Below are 21,929 nucleotides of genomic sequence, written 5' to 3'. Positions count from 1 at the left end.
CAGTGCCGGACGGCGGCGCCCGAAGGCGCCGCATCGCCGCTCAGCGCTCGGTGGCGGCCAGCTGGCCGCAGGCGCCGTCGATCTCCTGGCCGCGGGTGTCCCGTACGGTCACGGGCACGCCGTGGGCGGCGATGGCCTGGACGAAGGCACGCTCGTCCTCCGGGCGGGACGCCGTCCACTTGGAGCCGGGGGTGGGGTTGAGCGGGATCAGGTTGACGTGCACCCGCTTGCCCTTGAGGAGCCGGCCGAGCAGGTCGCCACGCCAGGCCTGGTCGTTGATGTCGCGGATCAGGGCGTACTCGATGGAGATCCGGCGGCCGGACTTCTCCGCGTACTCCCAGGCCGCGTCGAGGACCTCGCGGACCTTCCAGCGGGTGTTGACCGGCACCAGGGTGTCGCGCAGCTCGTCGTCGGGCGCGTGGAGCGAGACCGCGAGACGGCACTTGAAGCCCTCGTCGGCGAACCGGTGCATGGCCGGGACCAGGCCGACCGTGGAGACGGTGATGCCGCGCTGGGACAGGCCAAGGCCGTCCGGCTCGGGGTCGGTCAGCCGGCGGATGGCGCCGACGACACGCTTGTAGTTGGCCAGCGGCTCGCCCATGCCCATGAAGACGATGTTGGACAGCCGCGCCGGGCCGCCGGGCACCTCGCCGTCGCGCAGGGCGCGCATGCCGTCGACGATCTGGTGGACGATCTCGGCGGTGGACAGATTGCGGTCCAGCCCGGCCTGGCCGGTGGCGCAGAACGGGCAGTTCATGCCGCAGCCCGCCTGGGAGCTGATGCACATGGTGACCCGGTCCGGGTAGCGCATCAGGACGGACTCGACGAGCTTGCCGTCGTGCAGCCGCCAGAGGGTCTTGCGGGTGGTGTCGTCGTCGCACGAGATGTGCCGCACCACGCTCATCAGGTCCGGCAGCAGCTCACCGGCGAGCTTCTCGCGGGCCGCCGCCGGGATGTCCGTCCACTGCGCCGGGTCGTGGGCGTAGCGGGCGAAGTAGTGCTGGGACAGCTGCTTGGCGCGGAACGGCTTCTCGCCGATCGCGGCGACGGCCTCGCGGCGCTCGGCGGGGCTGAGGTCGGCGAGGTGCCGCGGGGGCAGCTTGGCTCCGCGGGGGGCGACGAAAGTGAGTTCTCCGGGTGCAGGCATGGTCCCACCAGTGTCGCAGACATACGGAGGGGGCCCGCCGCCCTGTGGACGACGGACCCCTCACGTATCGAACACCTTCCGAAAAGCCCAGGTCAGGGCCGTTCGGCATCAGGAGCCGACGAAGGCCACCATCAGTAGCCAGACCACCGGCGCCGTCGGCAGGAGCGAGTCCAGCCGGTCCATGATCCCTCCGTGGCCGGGGAGCAGGGCGCCCATGTCCTTGATCCCCAGGTCCCGCTTGATCATGGATTCGCCGAGGTCGCCGAGCGTGGCGCTGACCGCCACGGCGAGGCCCAGCAGCAGGCCCTGCCACCACACGCCGTCGTCGATCAGCAGCTGCATGCACAGCGCGCCCGCCACCATCGCGAACAGCACCGCGCCGATCAGGCCCTCGCGGGTCTTGCCGGGGCTGATGCGCGGCGCGAGCTTGTGCCGGCCGAACCGCCAGCCCACCGCGTACGCCCCGGTGTCGCTGACGACCGTCAGGATCAGGAACGTCAGCACCCGCCAGGCGCCGTCGCCGGCGGCCAGCATCAGCGCCACGAACGTGGCGAGGAAGGGCACGTAGAACGCCGCGAAGATACCGGCCGTGACGTCCTTGAGGTAGTCGTCCGGCGGCTCCGTCATCCGCCAGACGAGCACGGCGAGCGCGGTGAAGGCCATGGCCACCCACGCGCCCTCGGCGCCGTTGACGTAACCGGCGACGGTCATCGCGGCACCGCCGATGGCCAGCGGCACCAAGGGGGCCTTGATGTTCTTCCGCTCGGCGAGGCGGGAGGTCAGCTCCCACAGCCCGACCACCACGGCGACCACGATCACGCCGAGGAAGACGGGCTTGTAGACGAACAGGGAGGCGAGGATCACCGCACCGAGGCCGACCCCCACCCCTATCGCGGCACGCAGATCGCGACCCGCGCTCTTCTTCGCCGGAGGCCCCTGTGGGGCGGCGGGCTCCTGCGGCCGGATGTCGGGCTCCTGTTCATCGCGGAACAGGGGGCCACCGATGTGGGCGGCCCCCTGGTCACGGTCGGCTCCGTCGTCCTGGTATCCGCCTGATCCGGGCACAATGGGCATGGGCCGAGTCTGCGCCGCGTCGCCCGCGACGTGCAGAGGACCCGCCGAGAGGGGCACCTCCCGGCCGTAGCCGGGGCTGGTTCCCTGGCCGGTGGACCCCCAGTGACCGGCGCGCGGCGGGGCTCCCCAGGATGCGTCGTTCATCAGACCTCGAGCAGCTCGGCTTCCTTGTGCTTGAGCAGCTCGTCCACCTGCGCCACGTACTTCGCGGTGGTGTCGTCGAGCTCCTTCTCCGCGCGGCGCACGTCGTCCTCGCCGGACTCCTTGTCCTTGACCAGCTTGTCCAGGGCGTCCTTGGCCTTGCGGCGGATGGAGCGGATCGAGACCTTGGCGTCCTCCGCCTTGGTCTTGGCGACCTTGACGAACTCGCGGCGGCGCTGCTCGGTCAGCTCGGGGAACGTCACCCGGATGATGTTGCCGTCGTTGCTCGGGTTGACGCCGAGGTCCGAGTCGCGGATCGCCTGCTCGATGTTGCGCAGCGCGGTCTTGTCGAACGGGGTGACGACGGCCATGCGCGGCTCGGGCACCGAGAACGACGCCAGCTGATTGATGGGCGTCAGCGCGCCGTAGTAGTCGGCCACGATCTTGTTGAACATCGCCGGGTGCGCACGCCCGGTGCGGATCGCCGCGAAGTCCTCCTTGGCGACCACAACGGCCTTCTCCATCTTCTCCTCGGCCTCGAGGAGGATCTCTTCGATCACCACTTGCTCCTGGTGTTATCAGTAAGCAGAGCCTCGCCCCTGCGCGCGTCTTCTCCTGCACGGTGTCCGACCGGCAGGCAGTTGTCCATCCCCGTGCCGAGGTCTTCCCCCGGCGCGGTGTTGCCGTCCGTCGCGGGGGCGGCCGATTCCTCGGCCGCCCGGCGCGGGCCGGCGTACGGGCCCGTCAGTCCCGCGTGCCCTGGTCGCTCACGAGCGTGCCGATCTTCTCACCCTTGACGGCACGGGCGATGTTGCCCGCCGCGAGCAGCTCGAAGACGAGGATCGGCAGCTTGTTGTCCATGCACAGGCTGATCGCGGTGGCGTCGGCGACCTTGAGGCCGCGGGCCAGCACCTCGCCGTACTCGAGGGCGTCGAACTTCACCGCGTCGGGGTTCTTCTTGGGGTCGGAGTCGTAGACCCCGTCGACGCCGTTCTTGCCCATGAGGATCGCCTCGGCGTGGATCTCCAGGGCGCGCTGGGCGGCGGTGGTGTCGGTGGAGAAGTAGGGCATGCCCATGCCCGCGCCGAAGATCACGACGCGGCCCTTCTCCAGGTGGCGCACGGCGCGCAGCGGGATGAACGGCTCGGCGACCTGGCCCATGGTGATACCGGTCTGGACCCGGGTCTCGACGCCTTCCTTGGCCAGGAAGTCCTGGAGGGCGAGGCTGTTCATCACGGTGCCGAGCATGCCCATGTAGTCCGAGCGGGCGCGGTCCATGCCGCGCTGCTGGAGCTCGGCGCCGCGGAAGAAGTTCCCGCCGCCGATGACCACGGCGATCTCGTAGCCCTCGCGGACCACGGCCGCGATCTCGCGGGCGATGGCGTGCACGACATCGGGGTCGACGCCGAGTCCACCGCCGCCGGCGAAGGCCTCACCTGACAGTTTCAGCAGGAACCGACGGCGATTGCCCTGGTCGGTGCCGGTGTCACCGGCGGCCTGCGTGGCGTCCGCGCCCTGATTCATTGGAGTTCTCCTCGTGCACATACGAAGAAGGCCATTGCCGGATGGATCCTTTCGGTTCCCTCTGCGGCAATGGCCTCCTCGTCACATCAGCGGCCGGCCCGTGAGCGGCCGACTGCGTACGACCCTAGCGGGTCGCGGGTCATTCGCTGCCCTGCGGACGGCTCAGGCGCCGACGCGGATGCGCGCGAAGCGCTTCAGCGTGACACCGGCCTCGTCCAGGATCTTCTGGACGGTCTTCTTGTTGTCCTTGGCGAAGGGCTGGTCCAGCAGGACCTGCTCCTTGAAGAAGCCGGTGACACGACCCTCGACGATCTTCGGCAGGGCGGCCTCGGGCTTGCCCTCCTCGCGAGCGGTGGCCTCGGCGACGCGGCGCTCGTTCTCCACGGTCTCGGCCGGGATGGCGTCACGGGTGAGGAACTTCGGCGCGAAGGCGGCGATGTGCTGCGCGACGTCCTTGGCGACCTCGGCGTTGTCCTTGTCCAGCTCGACCAGGACACCGACCTGCGGGGGCAGGTCAGCGGCGGTGCGGTGCATGTAGGCGTAGACCTTGCCGTCGGCGAAGTGCGCGAAGCGGTCCACGACGATCTTCTCACCGAGGGTGGCGTTGGCCTCGTCCACGAACGCCTGGACGGTCTTGCCAGCCTCGATCTCGGAGGCCATGAGGGCCTCGACGTCGGCCGGGGCGGCCTTGGCGATGTGGGCGGCCAGGGCGTCGGCGACGGTGATGAACTTCTCGCCCTTGGCGACGAAGTCCGTCTCGCACTTCAGCTCGACGATGACACCGGAGGTGTTGTCCTCGGCGATGAGGGAGGCGACGGCGCCGTTCTCGGTGGTGCGGCTCTCGCGCTTGGCCACACCCTTCAGGCCCTTGACGCGGACGATCTCGACGGCCTTCTCGAGGTTGCCCTCGGCCTCGTCGAGCGCCTTCTTGCAGTCCATCATGCCGGCGCCGGTCTGCTCACGGAGCTTCTTGACGTCAGCGGCGGTGTAGTTCGCCATCCTTCAATCCTTCTCGTCACTGCGCCCCGCCGTGCCACCCGGGCATCCGGCAGGGCTGGTCCGTCTTGAGGTCACCACACCTGTCGGCTCCCGTCCCGCTGACGGGGTCCGACAGTGGATCCGCCGGACGACGGCGGGGGCACCGGGCCCCCGCCGTCGTCCGGTACGGGGCGTCAGGCCTGCTCGGCGTCCGCGGCCGGCTTCTCGGCCTCGGCAGCAGCCTCGGCCGGGGCCTCGGCAGCAGCCTCGGCGGCCGGCTCGTCGGCCTTCTTCTCGCCCTCGAGCAGGTCGCGCTCCCACTCGGCCAGCGGCTCGCCGGCGGCCTTGTCGGCCTTGACGTCACCGGTGGCGGCACCGGAACGGGCGATGAGGCCCTCGGCGACGGCGTCGGCGATCACGCGGGTGAGCAGGGTGACGGAGCGGATGGCGTCGTCGTTGCCCGGGATCTTGTAGTCGACCTCGTCGGGGTCGCAGTTGGTGTCGAGGATGGCGACGACCGGGATGCGGAGCTTGCGCGCCTCACCGACGGCGATGTGCTCCTTCTTGGTGTCCACGACCCAGACGGCGCTCGGCACCTTCTGCATCTCGCGGATACCGCCGAGGGTCTTCTCCAGCTTGGCCTTCTCGCGGGAGAGGACCAGGAGCTCCTTCTTGGTGAGGCCGGAGGCGGCCACGTCCTCGAAGTCGATGAGCTCGAGCTCCTTCAGGCGCTGGAGGCGCTTGTAGACGGTCGAGAAGTTGGTGAGCATGCCGCCCAGCCAGCGCTGGTTGACGTAGGGCATGCCGACACGGGTCGCCTGCTCGGCGATGGCCTCCTGGGCCTGCTTCTTCGTACCGACGAACATGATGGAGCCACCGTGCGCGACGGTCTCCTTCACGAACTCGTAGGCGCGGTCGATGTACGACAGCGACTGGAGCAGGTCGATGATGTAGATGCCGTTGCGCTCCGTGAAGATGAAACGCTTCATCTTCGGGTTCCAACGACGGGTCTGGTGACCGAAGTGGACGCCGCTCTCCAGCAGCTCCCGCATCGTGACGACGGCCATGGCCGCGCTCCTTGAAATACTCGGTTCCACGACGGCCGGGCGGCCGCCGCTCCTGACGCCCCGACGCGCCTGCCGCGAACGAATCCCTTGCGAGGAGCCGTTTCACGGACCGAGAGACACGGCCACCGTGCTGCCCGAGAGGGTCTGACGCGTCAGTGGCGGGGCGTGCGAAGTCGACCCGGTGACCCGGATCGCCATGAGAAGTGTACGGGACCGGAGAACCCCCGGGTGACGGCGTTGTCCACAACCCACGAGTAGTCCACAGATCCGGATCAAGATCCCCACGATTCGCCGGACCCGGCCATGGTTACTCCATGCGACGAACCGACTCCTCCGTCTTCCCCGCCTCCCCCTCCCCCTCTCGACGACGCGCCGCGGCCGGGCGGGCGCTCACGCTCTGCGCGCTCACGGCCCTGATCATGTTGCTGGCGTGCGCGGCGGCCGTCTCCGGCCCCGCTCCCCCGAGCCCCGGCCCACCCAGGGCATCGGGCGGCCCCGCCGGAGACCGGTCCTGGCCCGTCACGGGCGCCCGGGGCGCCCGGCCCCTGGTCCTGCGCGCCTGGGAACCGCCCCCGGCCCGCTGGGCGGCGGGCCACCGGGGCGTCGACCTCGCGGCCGGTCCCGGTCTACCGGTCCGGGCCGCCACCCCGGGGCGGATCTCCTTCGCGGGCCGGATCGCGGGGCGGGGCGTGGTGGCGGTGGAGCTCGCCCCCGCGCTGCGGACGACATACGAGCCCGTACGGGCGACAGTGCGCGAGGGCGACCACGTCGGCGCCGGTCAGATCATCGGCCTCCTGGAGGCCGGCTCGGCCCACTGCCCGGGCCACGGCTGCCTCCACTGGGGCCTGCGCCGCGGGGATGACTACCTCGACCCGCTGACGCTCCTGCCCCCGTGGATACTGCGCCGCGCCCCGTCCCGGCTGTGGCCGCCGGAGGGAACGCTCGGCCCACCCTGGGCCGCCTGAAACCAGGGCAAAGCTGCGAGACCGGGGGGATGGGGGTGGGGGGAGGGGGAGGGGCCCCCGGCTAGCCGCAGACGCCTCGCAGGGCCATGGTGACGGCCGCCTCGGTGATCCGGTCCGGTTCCTCCGCCGCGCCGAGCTCGATGCGGCGTACCGCGGCGTCGACGACTCCCTGGAGGAGCATGGCCGCCAGGCGGGGCTGCTCGTGGCCGAGGGCGTCCAGCGCTTCGACGACCATGGCGACGAGGCCGCCGTGGGCGGCGCGGATCTTCTCGCGGGCGCCGGAGTCGAGCTCGCCCGCGGAGATGGCGACGACGGCGCGGTGGCGGCGGTCGCCGACGAGCGACAGCTGCTGCCGCACATATGCCTCGATCTTCCCCCCCGGCGTGTCGGCGCGCTCCATGGCGGCCTCGACCTCGGCGGCCCAGACGGGGAAGTCCACGGCGCACAGCTCTTCGACGACGGCGGCGCGGGAACGGAAGTACTCGTAGACCGAGGACCGCGCGAGCCCGGTGCGCTCGGCGAGGGCGGGGAAGGTCAGGGCCTCCGTTCCGCCTTCGGACAGCAAGGAGCGCGCGGCGTCCAGGAGGGCGCCGCGCTGCATCGTCCGGTGCTCGGCCACTGAGGCCGCTCGAATCCTGGGCACGGTCCCACTTTACGGACACACCGCGTCGGGGACGACGCTGGAGGGACGATTCAGCGTCCGACGTCCGCCAGCTTGGCCCTCAACTGGAGGACGGACTTGGTGTGGATCTGACTGACCCTGCTCTCCGTGACCCCGAGCACGTGCCCGATCTCGGCGAGGGTGAGGCCCTCGTAGTAGTAGAGGGTGACCACGGTCTTCTCCCGCTCGGGGAGGGTGTTGATGGCCCGGGCCAGCAGCCGGCGCAGTTCGTGGTCCTCGGCCACCTCGACGGGGTCGTCGGCGGCGGTGTCCTCCAGGGTGTCCATCAGGCTGAGCCGGTCGCCGCCCTCGCCGCCGACGTGCAGCAGCTCTTCCAGGGCCACGACGTTGGCCAGCGACAACTGACTGAAGACGGAGTGGAGTTCCTCCAGGGAGATGTCCATCTCGGCCGCGACCTCCGCTTCGGAGGGGGTGCGGCGCAGGGCGGCTTCGAGGGTGGCGTAGGCGCGCTCGACGGCACGGGCCTTCTGCCGGACCGAGCGGGGGATCCAGTCCAGGGCCCGCAGTTCGTCGATCATGGCGCCCCGGATGCGGGTGATGGCGTAGGTCTCGAACTTGATGGAGCGGGTGGGGTCGAACTTCTCGATGGCGTCGATCAGGCCGAAGATCCCGGAGGAGACGAAGTCGGCCTGCTCGACGTTGGGCGGCAGCCCGACGCTGACGCGGCCCGCCACGTACTTCACCAGGGGCGAGTAGTGGAGGATCAGTTGCTCCCGCAGCCGTTCGTCGCCCGAGGCCTTGTACGACCGCCACAGCTCGTCGAGCGTCGAGGGTGCGGGAGGGCGCACGGCGCCGCGCGCTGCGGGCGGTGCCGCCGCGCGGTCGGACCCGGAGGTGTGCTGGGGCATTCGTCGTTTTGAGCCGTTCTGCTGTGACTTGGACCGGGTGGTACGAATGGATGGATTCCGTGAGCGTAGCGTGACCGTGGCGCTGCGGTGAGCGATGAGGCCCCTTCGGTCTCCCTGGAGGGGCGCGGATGTCCTCCGCAGGTCCGCGTTCCGCGGCAGGCGGCCATCGGGACGCCCGGGGCCGCGCAGAGCCCGCCGTATCGGCCGGCTCGGCCCACCCCTTAACCCTTTCACCCGATCACCCCAGGTCAAGCACCGCCTCGCCGCACACCGGGGCGCCGTCCGAGGGGCTTGGGGGTCCCGGACGTTGACGTCACGTCAGCCAATTGCCACTGATCGCCCAGTCGTTCCACGAACCCCAGCGCCTGGAGTTCGTACAGGCTGCCGAGCGTCCGGTCCCGGCCCATCCCGGCGTTCCGGGCGATGAGCGCGAGCTCGGCGCCGCCTTGGCCGGGGACGGCTTCCAGTGTTCTGGCGGCCGCTTCGGGCAGCAGGTCCCTGGCCAGAACGGGGCCTCTGCGCTCGGGGGCCAGCTCGCCCATGTCGCCGATCAGCTCGGTGATCTCGTCGGCGTCGGTCACCAGACAGGCTCCTTCGCGCAGGAGTTCGTGGACTCCCGCGGAGAGCCCCGACGTCACCGGCCCGGGCACCCCCATGGTGTGCCGCCCCAGTTCTCGCGCGCGGCGCGCGGTGACCAGCGAGCCGCTGCGGTATTCGGCCTCCACGACCACGGTTCCCCGGGTGAGCGCGGCGATCACGCGGTTGCGCAGGACGAAGCGGCTGCGCGTGGGGTGTCCGCCGGGTGGCAACTCGGCCAGGACGAGACCCTGTTCCGCGATCCGGTCGAGTAACTCGGCGTGTCCGCGCGGATAGGGCACGTCGATCCCCGAGGCCAGCACCGCCATGGTGGCCCCTCCGGCGGCCAGCGCACCCCTGTGGGCGGCCCCGTCGACGCCGAACGCGGCCCCGGAGACGACCACCCAGCCGCGTTCCGCGAGCCCTGAGCCGAGGATCGCCGCCACATAGGAGCCGTAGTCGGTGCAGGCGCGGGCTCCGACGACGGCGACCGACCGCAGCGCCCACAGTCGTACGTTCGGACTGCCGTGGACCCAGAGGCCGATGGGGCGGGCGTCGCCCAGGTCGTCGAGCTGTCCGGGCCATTCGACATCGCCCGGGCAGATGAAGCGCCCGCCCATCCGGTCGACGGTGGCGAGGTCGCGGGCGGGGTGGCGGTGCGCGGCGCGGGCCCGGCAGCCTTCGAGCCGGTCCGGGCGGGCTCCTTTCGGGGGTGGCCCCTTGCCGGTCAGGCCGTGCAGCAGGGCCTCGGGGCCCAGCTCCCTCAGCCAGCGGCCCACGAGTTCGTCCCCCGGTTCCGTCAGGCCGGTGAGCGCGGCCCGCGCCAGCCGTTCCCCCGGCCCGGGCCCGCTCATGCCCAGCCTCCGGCGGTCACCGCGCCGCGCCGGACGCCCGTGCGCAGCTCCAGCGCCTGGGCCACGTCCCCGACGTCGGGCCGGGAGTGGCCGGCGAGGTCCGCGATCGTCCAGGCGACCCGGAGGACCCGGTCCAGCCCTCGCGCCGTCAGCAGGCCGCGCTCCATGTCCCGTTCGGCCTCGGCGAGGGCGCCCGGTGGCATGCTCCAGCGGGTGCGCAGCTCGTGGCCCGGTACTTCGCTGTTGGTGCGCCAGGGTGTGCCGGTGTACCGGGCGGCGGCGCGTTCGCGGGCGAGGCGGACGCGCGCGGCGACGTCGGCCGTGGACTCCGACGGGGGGCCGGTGAGCTCCGAGCGGGTCACGGGCTCGACGGCCACTCTGAGGTCCACACGGTCCATCAGCGGTCCGGACAGTCGCCCCAGGTAGCGTTTGACCGCCCGGGGCGGGCAGTCGCAGCCGTCGCCGGTCATGCCGCGCCGGCCGCAGGGGCAGGGGTTGGCGGCGAGGGCGAGCAGGAAGGCGGCGGGGAGGCGCATCACTCCGCCGGTGCGGGCGACGACGACGTGTCCGGACTCGAGTGGCTGCCGCAGGGCGTCGAGCACTCTGCCCGAGAATTCGGGAGATTCGTCCAGAAAAAGTACGCCGTTGTGTGCGAGGGAGACGGCTCCCGGCCGGGGTAGTCCGGAGCCGCCGCCGATCAGCGCGGGCATGGACGCCGAGTGGTGGGGCGCGCAGTAGGGGGCGCGGTCGATCAGGGGCTGGCCGGCGGGCAGGGTCCCGGCGACGGAGTGGACCGCTGTGACTTCGAGTGACTCTTGCGGTGTGAGGGGCGGGAGAAGCCCGGGCAGTCGTTCGGCCAGCATGGTCTTGCCCGCGCCCGGGCTGCCCACGAACAGGAGGTGGTGACGCCCGGCGGCGGCCACCTCCAGCGCCCGGCGGGCCCTGGCCTGCCCCGCGACCTCGGCGAGGTCGGGCGGGCGCTCGCCGGGCCGCGCCCCGAGCGCGCCGCCGGCGCCCGGCACGACCAGCCCCGCGAGCATGGGGTCGGGCCGGCCCTCCCCCGGTGCGTCCTCGTCCTCCTCGGGGACGGGCTCGTCGGCCAGCACCGCGATCAGCTGGCGCAGGCTGCGGACGCCCAGCACGGCCACCCCGGGCACCAGGGCGGCCTCGGTCGCCGTGCGTTCGGGGACGACGACCTGGCAGTATCCGGCGTCGGCTGCGGCCAGGACGGCGGGAAGAACGCCGCGCACGGGGCGGACCCGGCCGTCGAGGCCCAGCTCGCCGATCATCATCAGGTCGGCGATCGCCCGGGGATCGATCCGCTCGGCGGCGCCCAGGACCGCACAGGCGACGGCCAAATCGAAACCGCTGCCGCCCTTGGGCACGGAGGCCGGGCTGAGCCCGACGGTGAGCTTCTTCTGCGGCCAGTCCGCGCCCGAGTTCACCACGGCGGCCCTCACCCTGTCGCGGCTCTCGCTGAGGGATTTGTCCGGCAGGCCGACGAGGGTGAAGGCGGCCACTCCCGGCTCCAGGTCGGCCTGGACCTCGACCACCACGCCGTCCACCCCGGCCAGGGCGACCGAGCACGTCCGCGCGAAGCCCATCACGCCACCCCCTTGGCGTGCTCGACGAGCGGCGCGCCCCGGTCCGGGACGACCACGCCCACGAGATCGATGCGCACCCCGCCCGGCGGGGCTCCGCCGTGCCCGGCCAGCCATCGCTCGGCGAGCTCGCGCAGCCGCCCGGCCTTGGTGGCCGTGACGGCGGCCATCGGGTGTTCGAACCGGCCCACGCGGCGGGCCTTCACCTCGCAGACCACCAGCACGTCGCCGTCCAGCGCCACGATGTCCAGCTCACCGGCGCGACACCGCCAGTTGCGGGCCAGCACGGTCATCCCGGCCTCGGTCAGCCGGCGCGCCGCCAGATCCTCCCCGTACCTGCCGAGCCCCCCTCGGGCGTTCATGAGCACCACCTCCGGTGCCGACTATGCCGCCCGCGCCCCCACGTTTTGGATCTTGGTGGATAACCCCGCGATTGTGGAAAACCCCGTCACCCGATCAGTGAAGGATCCCCGGAGGTCACGTCCCCGGCAGATCGAGATCGGTCTTGTTGAGCTCCTCGATGTTCACGTCCTTGAACGTGAGCACCCGCACCTGCTTCACGAAGCGCGCCGGCCGGTACATGTCCCACACCCACGCGTCCGCCATCGAGACCTCGAAGAAGACCTCGCCCTGCACCGAGTGCACCTGCATCTCGTAGTCGTTCGTCAGGTAGAAACGGCGCTCGGTCTCGATCACGTATTTGAACAGTCCGACGACGTCGCGGTACTCCCGGTAGAGCTTCAGCTCCATCTCGGTCTCGTACTTCTCGAGGTCCTCGGCGCTCATGGCATGTTCCCCTTCAGCCGTGCGTCCCCCCATTGTGCGTCAGGCGCGCTCGGTCTCCAGGAGCACCGGCGTACTCGGGGGTCCCTCGTCGAGCAGCGCCCGCAGCAGCCCGGCGAGTCTGGTCGGGTACACCGTCTCATGCGTCGCGAGCAGTTCTTCGCAGGTCCACCAGCGCAGCCCCGACAGGCTGCGCCGCTCCAGCTCCGTCCCACCGCCGGACCAGGTGGGCCGCTGCGCGGTCCGGGCCAGGTAGTAGCGCTCGTCCTGCTCCCAGCGGCGGCCGTCGAAGGGGAACGAGCACCTGCGCGTCCAGAGCACCGGGCCGAGTTCGATCTCGGTGATCCCCGTCTCCTCGGCCAGCTCACGGCGCGCGGCCTCCTCCCAGCCCTCGTCGCCCTCCAGCCCTCCGCCGGGGGTGAACCACCAGGTGGTGGCGGGGTCGTCCGGTTCGTAGCCGTGGAGCAGCAGGATCCGGTCGTCCGGGTCCAGCAGGACGACGCGGGCGGCCCGGCGCGGGCCGCCGCCCTCGACCCCGCCCGTCTCACCCATGGGTCGCCACCGCCGCCTTCCCGCCGCGTGCCGCCCGCTGTGCGAGCGCGCCGACCGCCGCACCTCCCAGGATGAGCACCGCGCCCACCACCACGCACGTCGTGATCAGCGGCAGCGGCCCCGGCCGGGAGGTGCCGCCGGGCAGGGCGGCGAAGGCGCCGGGGCGCTCGATCATGCCCCAGCCGGACACCGGCCAGGCCGTGGCGTCCACCCGGGCCCGGACGGCGTCACGCGGCACCGTGCCCTGACCCGCGTCGGTCATATGGCTGCGGGAGTCCAGCGAGTCCGAGCGGTGGTCGCCCAGGAGGAACAGCCGGCCCTCGGGGACGGTGGCCGAGAAACCGGTGGGCGAGGCCGGGCCGGAGCCCTCCAGATAGGGCTCCTCCACGGGCTTGCCGTTGATCATCAGGCGGCCCTGTTTGTCACAGCACTCGATGTGATCGCCGCCGACGCCGACGACCCGTTTGACCATCGGGACGTTGGCCCAGACCTCGTCCTCGAAGACGACGACGTCCCCGCGCCGCACCTCGCCGCCGTCGATCCGCTGGGCGAGGATCCGGTCGCCGCGCCCGATCGTGGGCGCCATCGAGTCGGTGGGCACGGTGTACGGCCGGTACAACAGGGCGGCCCAGCCGAAGCCGCCGAGGAAGAGCAGACAGCCGACGGCCACGGCCAGCCCGGACAGTACCCTGCCCGCGCGGCCGTGGCCGTCGACGCCACGTTCCACTGCGCTCATCGCGTCCCATCCCCCGTCCGCCGGTCCGACGGAATCGCACCCTACCCGGGGGTACGGGCTCCGGTCAGCCCCTGGCGAGGGCCGATGTCAGCCGGTTCGGGGAGGGCGGCGCGTCACCCTTCGCAGCGCGTCACCCTTCGCGGCGCGTCACGCCTTCTCGACGCGTCACCGCTTCGCGGCGGGGACCACCACGATGGACCGCTCGGACCCCGCGGCCTTCCGCAGGTTCCGGCGCCGGCGCCACAGCACCAGCGGCACCGCGCCCGCGAGCCCGAACGCCGGCGGCGCGACGGCGGCCGCGGCGCTCAGCCCCGGCTGGTCGAACGTGCCGGGGACCGGCAGCGTGGACCACCGGTTCACCGGCCAGGCCACGACGATCGCGCGGCCCACGACCTCGTCCTCCGAGACCGTGCCCTGGAACCTGTCGAGCTCCTGGTGGTAGCGGGAGTCCAGGGAGTCCTGGCGGTGGTCGCCCATCACCCAGATCCGGCCCTGGGGCACCTTGATCGGGCCGAAGGGCTTGTCACCGCAGGGCGTGTTCCCGGGGAAGATGTACGGCTCGTCGAGCGCCTTGCCGTTGACCGTCACCGGCTCGTTGTTGCCCTTGCACTCGACGGTGTCGCCGCCGACCGCGATGACCCGCTTGATCAGGTCCTTCTCCTCGGCCGAGGGCATCAGGCCGATGAAGCTGAGCACCTTCTGGATGCCGCTGGCCACCGGTCCGTTGTCGGCGGCCGGGCTCTCGCCCAGCCAGCCGCCCGGATCGTGGAAGACGACGACCTCGCCGCGCTCGGGTTTGGAGCCGAACCACGGCGTGAGCTTGTCCACCAGCACCCGGTCGCCGCGCTGGAGGGTGTTCTGCATCGACTCGGAGGGAATCGAGAACGCCTGCACCAGGAAGGTCTTGATGAGCAGCGCGAGCACCAGCGCGATACCGATGAGGAGCGGCAGCTCCTTCCAGAAGGATCGTTGCTTCTTCGGCTCGTCGCGGCGTGCCCCGCGGCCCTCGCCGTCGCTGCCGCCGTGCCCCGCGCCGCCCTCGGACGGGGGGGTCTCCGAGGACGTCACCGTCGTGGCGTCCTGGCCGGGCCCGGCCGCCTGGGACCTGGCCTCCCGCGGCGTGTCACCGCCGGACGGCTCCCCGGACAGCTCCCCGGAGGACTCATCCGTCCGCCCGGGCCGCCTTTCGGGCTCTCCGTGACCGGAACGCGCGCCGACCGCCACATCCCCCACATCCACTCCTCACTCCACGCTGCCGCCCGCGATACGTACGACGCAGGCCCATCACTCCCATAACGAGCGGGAGTTCCGCAGGGGTCGGGAGCAGGATCAATCCTTCATGATCCGTGGGGGACAGACTATGCGGCGAACCGCCCGCCCGCGCATCCGCGCGCGGCGCGTCCCGCACCGAAGCGTACGTGTCCGGCTCGGTCAGCCGCCGCCAGTGGTCCAGCGGCCAGGCGATCAGCACCGCACGCCCCACCACCAGGTCCTCCGGGACGGTTCCCTGCCCCGGCTGGTCCAGGTGGTAGCGCGAGTCGGCCGAGTCGGAGCGGTGGTCCCCCATGACGAAGAGCCGGCCCGCCGGGACCTTCACGTCGAACGTCATCTGGGAAGGAGGATTCCCCGGGTGGACGTAGGGTTCTTCGAGCGGCGTCCCGTTGACCGTGATTTTGCCGTCCTTGTCGCAGCACTTGACCCTGTCGCCGCCGACGCCCACCACGCGCTTGATGAGGTCCTGCTCGTCGGCCGAGGGCAGCAGGCCGATGAAGGTGAGCGCTTCCTTCCCCTGTTTGATCCCCACCGGGTCGTGGCGGGACTTCCACTCGTCGCCGAGCCAGCCCCCGGGGTCCTTGAAGACCACCACGTCGCCGCGCTGCGGCCGGGTCCCGAACCAGGGCGTCAGCTTGTCGACCAGCACCCGGTCGCCGATCCGGATGGTCTCCTCCATCGAGCCGGACGGGATCACGAAGGCCTGGACGAGGAACGTCTTCAGCACCAGGGCGATGAGCACCGCGACGCCTATGAGGATGGGCACTTCCTTGAGCACCGAGCGCTGCCGACGGCGCCGCTGCTTCCTGGCGGTCCGTTTCGCGGCCCTGCGCCGCTCCGCCCGTCCCCCGGTTCCGGGGGGCGGCCGGTCGTCGGGCGCCGCCGCCGGGCGGGCGGCCGGCGCGGCCGTGCGGACGCTGCCGCGGCCCCTGCTACCCATGCGGGCCGCCTCCCCCGTGTCCCGGGCCCGGGTCGGGGACGTCCGCGAAGGCGCCGGTCCGGCCGAGGGAGGTCGTCCGGCCCAGCGGCCAGCCGATCCAGTCGGCGCGCCCGACGACGCGGTTCACCGGAACCATGCCGCCGCCCGGCTCGCCCAGATGGTCCCGCGAGTCACGGGAGTCGCTGCGATGGTCACCCATGACCCATAGCTTGCCCTCCGGCACCACCACATCGAACGGCACTTGGGAGGGAACGTCCCCCGGGTAGAGGTATTCCTCCAGCACCGGACGGCCGTTGATCTCCAGCCTGCCCCACTTGTCGCAGCAGCGGACCCGGTCGCCGCCGACGCCGACGACCCGTTTGACGTAGTCGGTCTCTGAGGGCCGCATCAGCCCGACGGCCGCCGCGCCCTTGCGGATGATCGTGGTCACCGCGTTCTCCGAGGGCCCGTCGTCCTGGACGAAGGAGTCGGTGCCGTCGAAGACGATCACATCGCCCCGGCGCGGCTCGTCCCCGAAGCGGTAGGCGAGCTTGTTGACGAGCACCCGGTCGCCGACCTGGAGGGTGCCGCGCATCGACCCGCTGGGGATCAGGAACGGCTGGACCAGATAGCTGCTGACCAGGAGCAGCGTGATCAGGCAGGTGAAGATCAGCACTCCGGCGCGCCGCAGCGGCCCGCCGCCCGTGAGCCACCGCCATCCCGCCGCTACGCGGGGAAAACGCGCGGAGCGCGACCCCTGCTCCTCACCCTGTGCGGGTTCGGGAGAGCGGTCGCGCTCCGGAAGCGATGCGAGCTGTGCGTCGGTGTCCATCGGGCCGAAAGCCTATCCGGCCGGTTCTGGACTCCGGCGAGGAGCTCAGCGGTCGCGCTTCTCCTTGATCTTCGCGGCCTTGCCGCGGAGCTCACGGAGGTAGTACAGCTTGGCGCGACGGACGTCACCGCGGGTGACGAGCTCGATCTTCTCGAAGATCGGGCTGTTCACCGGGAAGGTGCGCTCGACGCCGACGGAGAAGGAGACCTTGCGGACCGTGAAGGTCTCGCTGATGCCCGCGCCCTGACGGCGGATGACGACACCCTTGAACTGCTGGATGCGGGAGCGGTTGCCCTCGATGACGCGAACGTGGACGTTCACGGTGTCACCGGGACGGAAGGCCGGGACGTCGGTGCGCAGCGAAGCGGCGTTGACGCCGTCGAGCAGGGAAGACATATTCGTCTGCTTCCTCGCCGATGCCACAGGTCATCGGCGGAATCGTTCGGAAAAGTGAATGGTGCCTCGCACACCGGGCGGGCGTCGGTCCCCCTGTGGCAGGGGCGCACGCCGGACGCAAGGCAACGGCTCATTCTTCCACGTCGGGGGCCACTCGCCCAAATCGGCCGTCCGCGCCGGGGGCCCAGCCCAGGATCGAGAGCATCTCGCGGTCCTTCTTGTCGAAGGCGGCGGGGTCGGTGCGCTCGATGAGGTCGGGCCGGTTGGCGGTGGTGCGCCGGAACGCCTCGTCGCGGCGCCAGCGGGCGATCTTGCCGTGGTGGCCGCTGAGCAGGACGTCGGGGATGCCCCGGCCGCGCCACTCCGGCGGCTTGGTGTAGACGGGGCCTTCCAGGAGGTCGGCCATGGCGCCGGGGGCGAAGGAGTCGTCGCGGTGGGACTCGGCGTTGCCGAGGACGCCGGGGAGCAGCCGGGCGACGGCCTCGACCATGACGAGGACGGGGGCCTCGCCGCCGGCCAGGACGTAGTCGCCGATGGAGAGCTCGCGGACGTCGTAGTGGTCGCCGTACTCCTCGATGACGCGGCGGTCGATGCCCTCGTAGCGGGCGGGGGTGAAGACCAGCCACGGCTTCTCGGCGAGCTCGACGGCGATCTCCTGGGTGAAGGGCTCGCCGCTGGGGGTGGGGACGACGATGGTGGGGCGCGCGTCGTCCGCGCCGGACTCGACGATCGCGTCCAGTGCCTCGCCCCACGGCTCGGGCTTCATGACCATGCCGGGGCCGCCGCCGTAGGGGGTGTCGTCGACGGTGTTGTGCTTGTCGTGCGTCCACTCCCGCAGGTCGTGGATACGTACGTCGAGCTGGCCGCGGGCGCGGGCCTTGCCGACGAGCGAGACGTTCAGCGGTTCGAGGTACTCGGGGAAGATCGTGACGACGTCGAGGCGCATTACTCCTGCTCCTCCTCGGCGTCGCGGCTGCTGGCGACCTCGGCCTCGTCGATGTCGAGGAGACCGCGTGGCGGGTCGACGACGGCGCGCTGCCCGTCCAGGTCGATCTCGGTGACGATCTCGGAGACGAAGGGGATCATCACCTCGCTGCCGTCGGGCCGCTCGACGATGAAGAGGTCCTGGGAGGGCAGGTGGGAGATCTCGGCGATCCGGCCGACGACGGTGCCGTCGACGGTGACGACGTCGAGGTCCATCAGCTGGTGGTCGTAGAACTCCTCGGGGTCCTCGGGAGTCTCGTCCGGGTCGACGTCGGCGATCAGCAGGGTGTTGCGCAGGGCCTCGGCGGCGGTGCGGTCGGCGACGCCGGCGAAGCGCAGGAGCAGCCGGCCGCTGTGTACCCGGCCGGTCTCGACGGTCAGCGGGCCGGTGCCCGCGGGGTCCGTGGCGAGCACGGCGCCGGGTCCGAGCCGCAGCTCGGGCTCGTCCGTACGCACCTCTACGGTGACCTCGCCCTTGATGCCGTGGGCACGGCCGATCCTGCCGACTACCAGCTGCACAGTCTCAATCCTTCTCGCATGGTCTTACGAACGCGACAACGGGCCGGGAAGGGAAACCCTTCCCGGCCCGTGCCGGTGCTCTGTCGCTTCTCAGCGGACCTGGTCCACGTCGACGAGGTCGACACGGATGCCACGGCCGCCGATGGCGCCCACGACGGTACGCAGGGCGCGGGCGGTGCGGCCGTTGCGGCCGATCACCTTGCCGAGGTCCTCGGGGTGGACCCGAACCTCCAGCACGCGCCCCCGGCGCAGGTCGCGCGAGGCGACCTGCACGTCGTCGGGGTTGTCGACGATGCCCTTCACGAGGTGCTCAAGGGCCTCCTCGAGCATCCTCAGGCCTCGGTCGACTCAGCGGACTCGGCCTCGGCGGCCTCGTCCTTCTTCTCCGACTTCTTGGCCTTCGGGGTGATGGCCTCACCCTTCGCCTCGCCAGCGGCGTTCACACGAGCCTCGAAGAGGTCGCTGAAGTCGCGCTTCTTCTCCTCGGCGACCAGCATCGGGGCCGGGGCCGGCAGACCCTTGAACTTCTGCCAGTCGCCGGTGACCTTGAGGATGGCCAGCACGGGCTCGGTCGGCTGGGCGCCGACGCTCAGCCAGTACTGGGCGCGCTCGCTGTCGACCTCGATGCGGGAGGGGTTCTGCACCGGGTGGTACAGGCCGATCTCCTCGATCGCACGGCCGTCACGGCGGGTGCGGGAGTCGGCGACGACGATGCGGTAGTGAGGCGAACGGATCTTGCCCAGACGCTTCAGCTTGATCTTGACTGCCACTGGAGTGGTGTCTCCTGGTCTTGACGTGGTTGGGCACAACGAGATGCCACGTGGGGTTTGCGGTACTCGGGTGCCCGATGGACGCGTCAGCCGGAGGAGAGAGGGGTCCTATGCGACTGTCGAGTACAGCGACCCATTGTGCCATATCGATCGCGGGGCGCCGAACGGCGGGGTCAGCCGACGACCGCCGGCTCGGGGATCCGGAAGGGCTGGCCGCAGCCGCCGCACATGATCGGCGCCTGGGCGAGCACGGACGGCACGACGCGCACATTGCGCCCGCAGTCGCACACGGCCTTCACCCGCACCCCGCCGCCGGAGGAGCCGTGGCGCGCGGCCGGGCCCCGGAAGGTGCGCGAGGTGTCGGCGGCGGTGGCGACGGTGTGCGCCTTGAGCGCCCGCTGGAGTCTCTCGATCGTGGGCCGGTAGCGCTTGCGCGCCTCCGAGTTGAGCACGACGAGCGAGAAGCCGCTGCTGGGATGCGGCTCATCGCTGTGGTCGAGCCCCAGCTCCTCGGCGATCGCCAGGAATCGCCGGTTGTGGTAGCGGCCGGCACGAGAGGTGTCCCGGACACCGCGGGCGGCCGCGATGCCGTGCACTGCCTCGTGCAGCAGCCTTTCGAAGGAGAGCTCGGCGCCGCAGGCGGACGACGATTCCCCGATCAACGATTCGGGCGCGGCTAGATCCGGCAGCTCGGGGTGGAACCGCTGAATGTCGGCCCACGCCTGTGCCAGCTCTGCGGCGAGAACAGGTGGTGTCGTGCTCACGTCGTGACAACGAGCGGGTGCGGCCCGGTGTTCCGATACCGGGCCATCCCAAATAATTTGCACGTACCAGTCAGTTTCCCGCCTCATTCGTCCCGAGGAGGGCGGGTGCGCAGAACTGCGGAGAAGGAGGGAGGAGACGCTCAGCTGTTCGCAAGGTGGGACGTACTGACTCATCAGTAAGCAGCAGTAGGCGCCCCTCCCGCGCCCGTACAAGCGCGAACCCCCGGACGCGCGCCGTATGTGCGCGCGCCCGGGGGCGGGTGGATCAGTAGGCGCGCGCGACGATCGCGAGGGCGCCCTCGGCGTCGTCGGTCTCCGGCACCGAGCCGTCGGGCATCACCAGGCAGCGCACGGTCACGGCCTGCTCGGCCAGCTTGGCCTCGCCCTCCGCGCCCAGCGTCGCCCACGGGATACGGGCCCAGCCGCCGGCGAGGGCGGCCTCGGCGGCCTCCTCGATGGTGGCCACGTCCGTCGTGCGGGACAGGCGGCGCTCGCGCGACTGGCGCAGCAGCGTCTCCTGGTCCTCCTCCAGGACCTTCGGCAGCAGCGCGGCCAGCTCCTCGATGCGCACCGGCTCCTTGCCGCCCGGGATGCGGCGGGCCAGCATCGCGGTGCCGTTCTCCAGGTCGCGGGGGCCGATCTCGATGCGGACCGGGACGCCCTTGAGCTCCCAGTCGACGGCGCGGCGGCCGAAGGGGGTGTCGGTGCGGTCGTCGACCTGCACCCGCACGCCTGCGGCCTTGAGCACGTCGCCGATCTCGCGGACCTTGGCCAGCACGGCCTCGTCACCCTTGATCGCCATGACCACGACCTGGACGGAGGCCAGGCGCGGCGGCACGCGCAGGCCCTTGTCGTCGCCGTGCGACATGATCAGGCCGCCGACCATGCGGGTGGAGACGCCCCAGGAGGTCTGCCAGACCAGCTCCTGCTGTCCGCCCTTGGACAGGTAGGAGGTGTTGAAGGCCTTGGCGAAGTTCTGGCCGAGCTCGTGGCTCGTGCCCATCTGGAGGGCCTTGCCGTCGCCCATCATGCCCTCGAGGGTGAGGGTGTTGATGGCGCCCGCGAAACGCTCCTTGGGCGTCTTGCGACCGAGCACCACGTCGATGCCGAGGACGTTCACCATGAAGTCGTAGTAGACGTCCTGGTGGATACGGGCCGCGTAGTCGCGGGCGTCCTCGTACGTGGCGTGGGCGGTGTGGCCCTCCTGCCAGAGGAATTCACTCGTGCGGAGAAAGACGCGCGGGCGCATCTCCCAACGGACGACATTGGCCCACTGGTTGATGAGCAGGGGCAGGTCGCGGTAGCTCTGCACCCACTTGGAGAAGTACTCGTTGATGATCGTCTCGGAGGTGGGCCGGACGACGACCGGCTCGTCCAGCTCCTTGCCGCCGCCGTGGGTGACGACCGCGAGCTCGGGGGCGAAGCCCTCGACGTGCTCCGCCTCCCGCGTCAGGTAGGACTGCGGGATGAAGAGGGGGAAGTACGCGTTGGAGGCGCCCGCGTCCTTGATCCGGGCGTCCATCTCCTGCTGCATGCGCTCCCAGAGCCCGTACCCGTACGGGCGGATGACCATGGTGCCGCGCACCGGGCCGTTGTCGGCCAGCTCGGCCTTGTTGATCAGGTCCTGGTACCAGCGCGGGAAGTCTTCCGCCTGGGGGGTGAGAATGGGAGCCTTTGCCATGCTGCGAATGGTACGGGGCCCGTCAGGCCGAGTGTGAATCCGTCCACCGGCGACCGTCCCTTCCCGGCCGTCCGCGCCGCCGCCCGTACATCCGGCACATGCCATCGTGACGGCGGGGCAAAGCCTCCCGTCACCCCCTGGACTCGGCGGCCGAAGCGGAGTTCTCTGGCATCGGGGGGTTTCTTCGCCACGGCCGGAAGAAACCGGATACGCGGCACCGGATACCAGGCACCAGGGCACCTCGGCACGGACAAGCGGCACTCA

25 protein-coding genes are annotated in these 21,929 nt (G+C 71.2%); 1 reads left to right on the top strand and 24 read right to left on the bottom strand.

Translation table 11 applies throughout. The features are described 5' to 3' along the window. Nucleotides 1–40 precede the first annotated feature (40 nt). From rlmN to rpsB, 6 genes are all read right to left on the bottom strand, one after another. On the bottom strand, nucleotides 41–1,147 hold the full coding sequence (rlmN, locus tag EKH77_RS23615; protein ID WP_126916313.1) for a 23S rRNA (adenine(2503)-C(2))-methyltransferase RlmN: 1,107 nt from the start codon (nucleotides 1,145–1,147) through the stop codon (nucleotides 41–43). A 108-nt stretch (nucleotides 1,148–1,255) separates the two neighbouring features. Continuing rightward, nucleotides 1,256–2,365, bottom strand: a complete 1,110-nt coding sequence (locus EKH77_RS23610) for a phosphatidate cytidylyltransferase (protein ID WP_126916312.1) — start codon at nucleotides 2,363–2,365, stop codon at nucleotides 1,256–1,258. Further along, nucleotides 2,365–2,922 carry a ribosome recycling factor gene (gene frr / locus EKH77_RS23605; RefSeq protein ID WP_126916311.1) on the bottom strand — a complete coding sequence of 186 codons (558 nt, stop codon included), beginning with the start codon at nucleotides 2,920–2,922 and terminating at the stop codon, nucleotides 2,365–2,367. The genes EKH77_RS23610 and frr overlap by 1 nt, the downstream gene beginning before the upstream one ends. A gap of 184 nt (nucleotides 2,923–3,106) precedes the next feature. Beyond that, entirely contained in the window at nucleotides 3,107–3,886 is a 780-nt protein-coding gene (gene pyrH / locus EKH77_RS23600) for a UMP kinase (protein WP_126916310.1), read from the bottom strand. Nucleotides 3,887–4,048: 162 nt separating this feature from the next. Continuing rightward, a complete protein-coding gene (tsf, locus tag EKH77_RS23595; protein ID WP_126916309.1) occupies nucleotides 4,049–4,885 on the bottom strand; it encodes a translation elongation factor Ts in 837 nt (278 codons plus the stop codon). Nucleotides 4,886–5,058: 173 nt separating this feature from the next. Continuing rightward, the gene (rpsB, locus tag EKH77_RS23590) at nucleotides 5,059–5,931 is read right to left on the bottom strand and encodes a 30S ribosomal protein S2 (protein ID WP_126916308.1); all 873 of its coding nucleotides are present in this window, start codon (nucleotides 5,929–5,931) and stop codon (nucleotides 5,059–5,061) included. Nucleotides 5,932–6,245: 314 nt separating this feature from the next. Here rpsB and EKH77_RS23585 point away from each other — a divergent pair, with 314 nt between their 5' ends. After that, the gene (locus tag EKH77_RS23585; RefSeq protein ID WP_240667495.1) at nucleotides 6,246–6,896 is read left to right on the top strand and encodes a murein hydrolase activator EnvC family protein; all 651 of its coding nucleotides are present in this window, start codon (nucleotides 6,246–6,248) and stop codon (nucleotides 6,894–6,896) included. Between the two features lie 61 nt (nucleotides 6,897–6,957). On the opposite strand, the gene EKH77_RS23580 is transcribed toward EKH77_RS23585, so the two are convergent. From EKH77_RS23580 to proS, 18 genes are all read right to left on the bottom strand, one after another. Further along, entirely contained in the window at nucleotides 6,958–7,515 is a 558-nt protein-coding gene (locus EKH77_RS23580) for a TetR/AcrR family transcriptional regulator (protein ID WP_126918247.1), read from the bottom strand. 74 nt (nucleotides 7,516–7,589) lie between these two features. Then, the gene (whiG, locus tag EKH77_RS23575) at nucleotides 7,590–8,426 is read right to left on the bottom strand and encodes an RNA polymerase sigma factor WhiG (protein ID WP_126916307.1); all 837 of its coding nucleotides are present in this window, start codon (nucleotides 8,424–8,426) and stop codon (nucleotides 7,590–7,592) included. A gap of 248 nt (nucleotides 8,427–8,674) precedes the next feature. Then, nucleotides 8,675–9,856: a DNA-processing protein DprA gene (gene dprA, locus EKH77_RS23570; RefSeq protein ID WP_126916306.1), complete on the bottom strand. Its 1,182-nt coding sequence runs from the start codon at nucleotides 9,854–9,856 to the stop codon at nucleotides 8,675–8,677. Beyond that, nucleotides 9,853–11,460, bottom strand: a complete 1,608-nt coding sequence (locus EKH77_RS23565) for a YifB family Mg chelatase-like AAA ATPase (protein ID WP_126918246.1) — start codon at nucleotides 11,458–11,460, stop codon at nucleotides 9,853–9,855. The genes dprA and EKH77_RS23565 overlap by 4 nt, the downstream gene beginning before the upstream one ends. Beyond that, nucleotides 11,460–11,819: a YraN family protein gene (locus tag EKH77_RS23560; RefSeq protein ID WP_126916305.1), complete on the bottom strand. Its 360-nt coding sequence runs from the start codon at nucleotides 11,817–11,819 to the stop codon at nucleotides 11,460–11,462. The genes EKH77_RS23565 and EKH77_RS23560 overlap by 1 nt, the downstream gene beginning before the upstream one ends. Nucleotides 11,820–11,934: 115 nt before the next feature. Beyond that, complete coding sequence (locus tag EKH77_RS23555; protein WP_126916304.1) at nucleotides 11,935–12,243, bottom strand: DUF2469 domain-containing protein; 309 nt, start codon at nucleotides 12,241–12,243, stop codon at nucleotides 11,935–11,937. Nucleotides 12,244–12,282: 39 nt separating this feature from the next. Next, nucleotides 12,283–12,792, bottom strand: coding sequence for an NUDIX hydrolase (locus tag EKH77_RS23550; RefSeq protein WP_126916303.1), 510 nt, complete (start codon nucleotides 12,790–12,792; stop codon nucleotides 12,283–12,285). Continuing rightward, entirely contained in the window at nucleotides 12,785–13,528 is a 744-nt protein-coding gene (gene lepB, locus EKH77_RS23545) for a signal peptidase I (RefSeq protein ID WP_126916302.1), read from the bottom strand. Before lepB (EKH77_RS23545) ends, EKH77_RS23550 begins: the two co-directional genes overlap by 8 nt. Before the next feature lie 165 nt (nucleotides 13,529–13,693). After that, a complete protein-coding gene (gene lepB / locus EKH77_RS23540; protein ID WP_126918245.1) occupies nucleotides 13,694–14,752 on the bottom strand; it encodes a signal peptidase I in 1,059 nt (352 codons plus the stop codon). Beyond that, a complete protein-coding gene (lepB, locus tag EKH77_RS23535; protein ID WP_126916301.1) occupies nucleotides 14,691–15,740 on the bottom strand; it encodes a signal peptidase I in 1,050 nt (349 codons plus the stop codon). The genes lepB (EKH77_RS23540) and lepB (EKH77_RS23535) overlap by 62 nt, the downstream gene beginning before the upstream one ends. Beyond that, nucleotides 15,733–16,551 carry a signal peptidase I gene (gene lepB / locus EKH77_RS23530; protein ID WP_126916300.1) on the bottom strand — a complete coding sequence of 273 codons (819 nt, stop codon included), beginning with the start codon at nucleotides 16,549–16,551 and terminating at the stop codon, nucleotides 15,733–15,735. Before lepB (EKH77_RS23530) ends, lepB (EKH77_RS23535) begins: the two co-directional genes overlap by 8 nt. Before the next feature lie 45 nt (nucleotides 16,552–16,596). Then, the gene (gene rplS / locus EKH77_RS23525) at nucleotides 16,597–16,947 is read right to left on the bottom strand and encodes a 50S ribosomal protein L19 (protein WP_126916299.1); all 351 of its coding nucleotides are present in this window, start codon (nucleotides 16,945–16,947) and stop codon (nucleotides 16,597–16,599) included. Between the two features lie 130 nt (nucleotides 16,948–17,077). Beyond that, nucleotides 17,078–17,893 carry a tRNA (guanosine(37)-N1)-methyltransferase TrmD gene (gene trmD / locus EKH77_RS23520; protein WP_126916298.1) on the bottom strand — a complete coding sequence of 272 codons (816 nt, stop codon included), beginning with the start codon at nucleotides 17,891–17,893 and terminating at the stop codon, nucleotides 17,078–17,080. Further along, the gene (gene rimM, locus EKH77_RS23515) at nucleotides 17,893–18,450 is read right to left on the bottom strand and encodes a ribosome maturation factor RimM (protein WP_126916297.1); all 558 of its coding nucleotides are present in this window, start codon (nucleotides 18,448–18,450) and stop codon (nucleotides 17,893–17,895) included. The genes trmD and rimM overlap by 1 nt, the downstream gene beginning before the upstream one ends. Nucleotides 18,451–18,540: 90 nt before the next feature. Beyond that, nucleotides 18,541–18,780: an RNA-binding protein gene (locus tag EKH77_RS23510; protein WP_014048589.1), complete on the bottom strand. Its 240-nt coding sequence runs from the start codon at nucleotides 18,778–18,780 to the stop codon at nucleotides 18,541–18,543. 2 nt (nucleotides 18,781–18,782) lie between these two features. After that, nucleotides 18,783–19,220: a 30S ribosomal protein S16 gene (rpsP, locus tag EKH77_RS23505; protein ID WP_126916296.1), complete on the bottom strand. Its 438-nt coding sequence runs from the start codon at nucleotides 19,218–19,220 to the stop codon at nucleotides 18,783–18,785. A 173-nt stretch (nucleotides 19,221–19,393) separates the two neighbouring features. Continuing rightward, a complete protein-coding gene (locus tag EKH77_RS23500) occupies nucleotides 19,394–19,984 on the bottom strand; it encodes a hypothetical protein (protein WP_126916295.1) in 591 nt (196 codons plus the stop codon). Between the two features lie 265 nt (nucleotides 19,985–20,249). Further along, the gene (gene proS / locus EKH77_RS23495; RefSeq protein WP_126916294.1) at nucleotides 20,250–21,665 is read right to left on the bottom strand and encodes a proline--tRNA ligase; all 1,416 of its coding nucleotides are present in this window, start codon (nucleotides 21,663–21,665) and stop codon (nucleotides 20,250–20,252) included. Nucleotides 21,666–21,929: the final 264 nt, after the last annotated feature.

Source organism: Streptomyces luteoverticillatus (assembly GCF_003970715.1).
Taxonomy (GTDB): domain Bacteria; phylum Actinomycetota; class Actinomycetes; order Streptomycetales; family Streptomycetaceae; genus Streptomyces; species Streptomyces abikoensis.
The sequence above is the reverse complement of the archived record's forward strand: the minus strand, read 5'-3'. Positions and strand labels throughout refer to the sequence as shown.

Coding starts and splice junctions, on each gene's coding strand:
- rlmN (WP_126916313.1), bottom strand. CDS start 1,147: ATGCCTGCACCCGGAGAACTCACTTTCGTCGCCCCCCGCGGAGCCAAG.
- EKH77_RS23610 (WP_126916312.1), bottom strand. CDS start 2,365: ATGAACGACGCATCCTGGGGAGCCCCGCCGCGCGCCGGTCACTGGGGG.
- pyrH (WP_126916310.1), bottom strand. CDS start 3,886: ATGAATCAGGGCGCGGACGCCACGCAGGCCGCCGGTGACACCGGCACC.
- tsf (WP_126916309.1), bottom strand. CDS start 4,885: ATGGCGAACTACACCGCCGCTGACGTCAAGAAGCTCCGTGAGCAGACC.
- rpsB (WP_126916308.1), bottom strand. CDS start 5,931: ATGGCCGTCGTCACGATGCGGGAGCTGCTGGAGAGCGGCGTCCACTTC.
- EKH77_RS23585 (WP_240667495.1), top strand. CDS start 6,246: ATGCGACGAACCGACTCCTCCGTCTTCCCCGCCTCCCCCTCCCCCTCT.
- whiG (WP_126916307.1), bottom strand. CDS start 8,426: ATGCCCCAGCACACCTCCGGGTCCGACCGCGCGGCGGCACCGCCCGCA.
- dprA (WP_126916306.1), bottom strand. CDS start 9,856: ATGAGCGGGCCCGGGCCGGGGGAACGGCTGGCGCGGGCCGCGCTCACC.
- EKH77_RS23565 (WP_126918246.1), bottom strand. CDS start 11,460: ATGGGCTTCGCGCGGACGTGCTCGGTCGCCCTGGCCGGGGTGGACGGC.
- EKH77_RS23560 (WP_126916305.1), bottom strand. CDS start 11,819: ATGAACGCCCGAGGGGGGCTCGGCAGGTACGGGGAGGATCTGGCGGCG.
- EKH77_RS23555 (WP_126916304.1), bottom strand. CDS start 12,243: ATGAGCGCCGAGGACCTCGAGAAGTACGAGACCGAGATGGAGCTGAAG.
- EKH77_RS23550 (WP_126916303.1), bottom strand. CDS start 12,792: ATGGGTGAGACGGGCGGGGTCGAGGGCGGCGGCCCGCGCCGGGCCGCC.
- lepB (WP_126916302.1), bottom strand. CDS start 13,528: ATGAGCGCAGTGGAACGTGGCGTCGACGGCCACGGCCGCGCGGGCAGG.
- lepB (WP_126916301.1), bottom strand. CDS start 15,740: ATGGGTAGCAGGGGCCGCGGCAGCGTCCGCACGGCCGCGCCGGCCGCC.
- lepB (WP_126916300.1), bottom strand. CDS start 16,551: ATGGACACCGACGCACAGCTCGCATCGCTTCCGGAGCGCGACCGCTCT.
- rplS (WP_126916299.1), bottom strand. CDS start 16,947: ATGTCTTCCCTGCTCGACGGCGTCAACGCCGCTTCGCTGCGCACCGAC.
- trmD (WP_126916298.1), bottom strand. CDS start 17,893: ATGCGCCTCGACGTCGTCACGATCTTCCCCGAGTACCTCGAACCGCTG.
- EKH77_RS23510 (WP_014048589.1), bottom strand. CDS start 18,780: ATGCTCGAGGAGGCCCTTGAGCACCTCGTGAAGGGCATCGTCGACAAC.
- proS (WP_126916294.1), bottom strand. CDS start 21,665: ATGGCAAAGGCTCCCATTCTCACCCCCCAGGCGGAAGACTTCCCGCGC.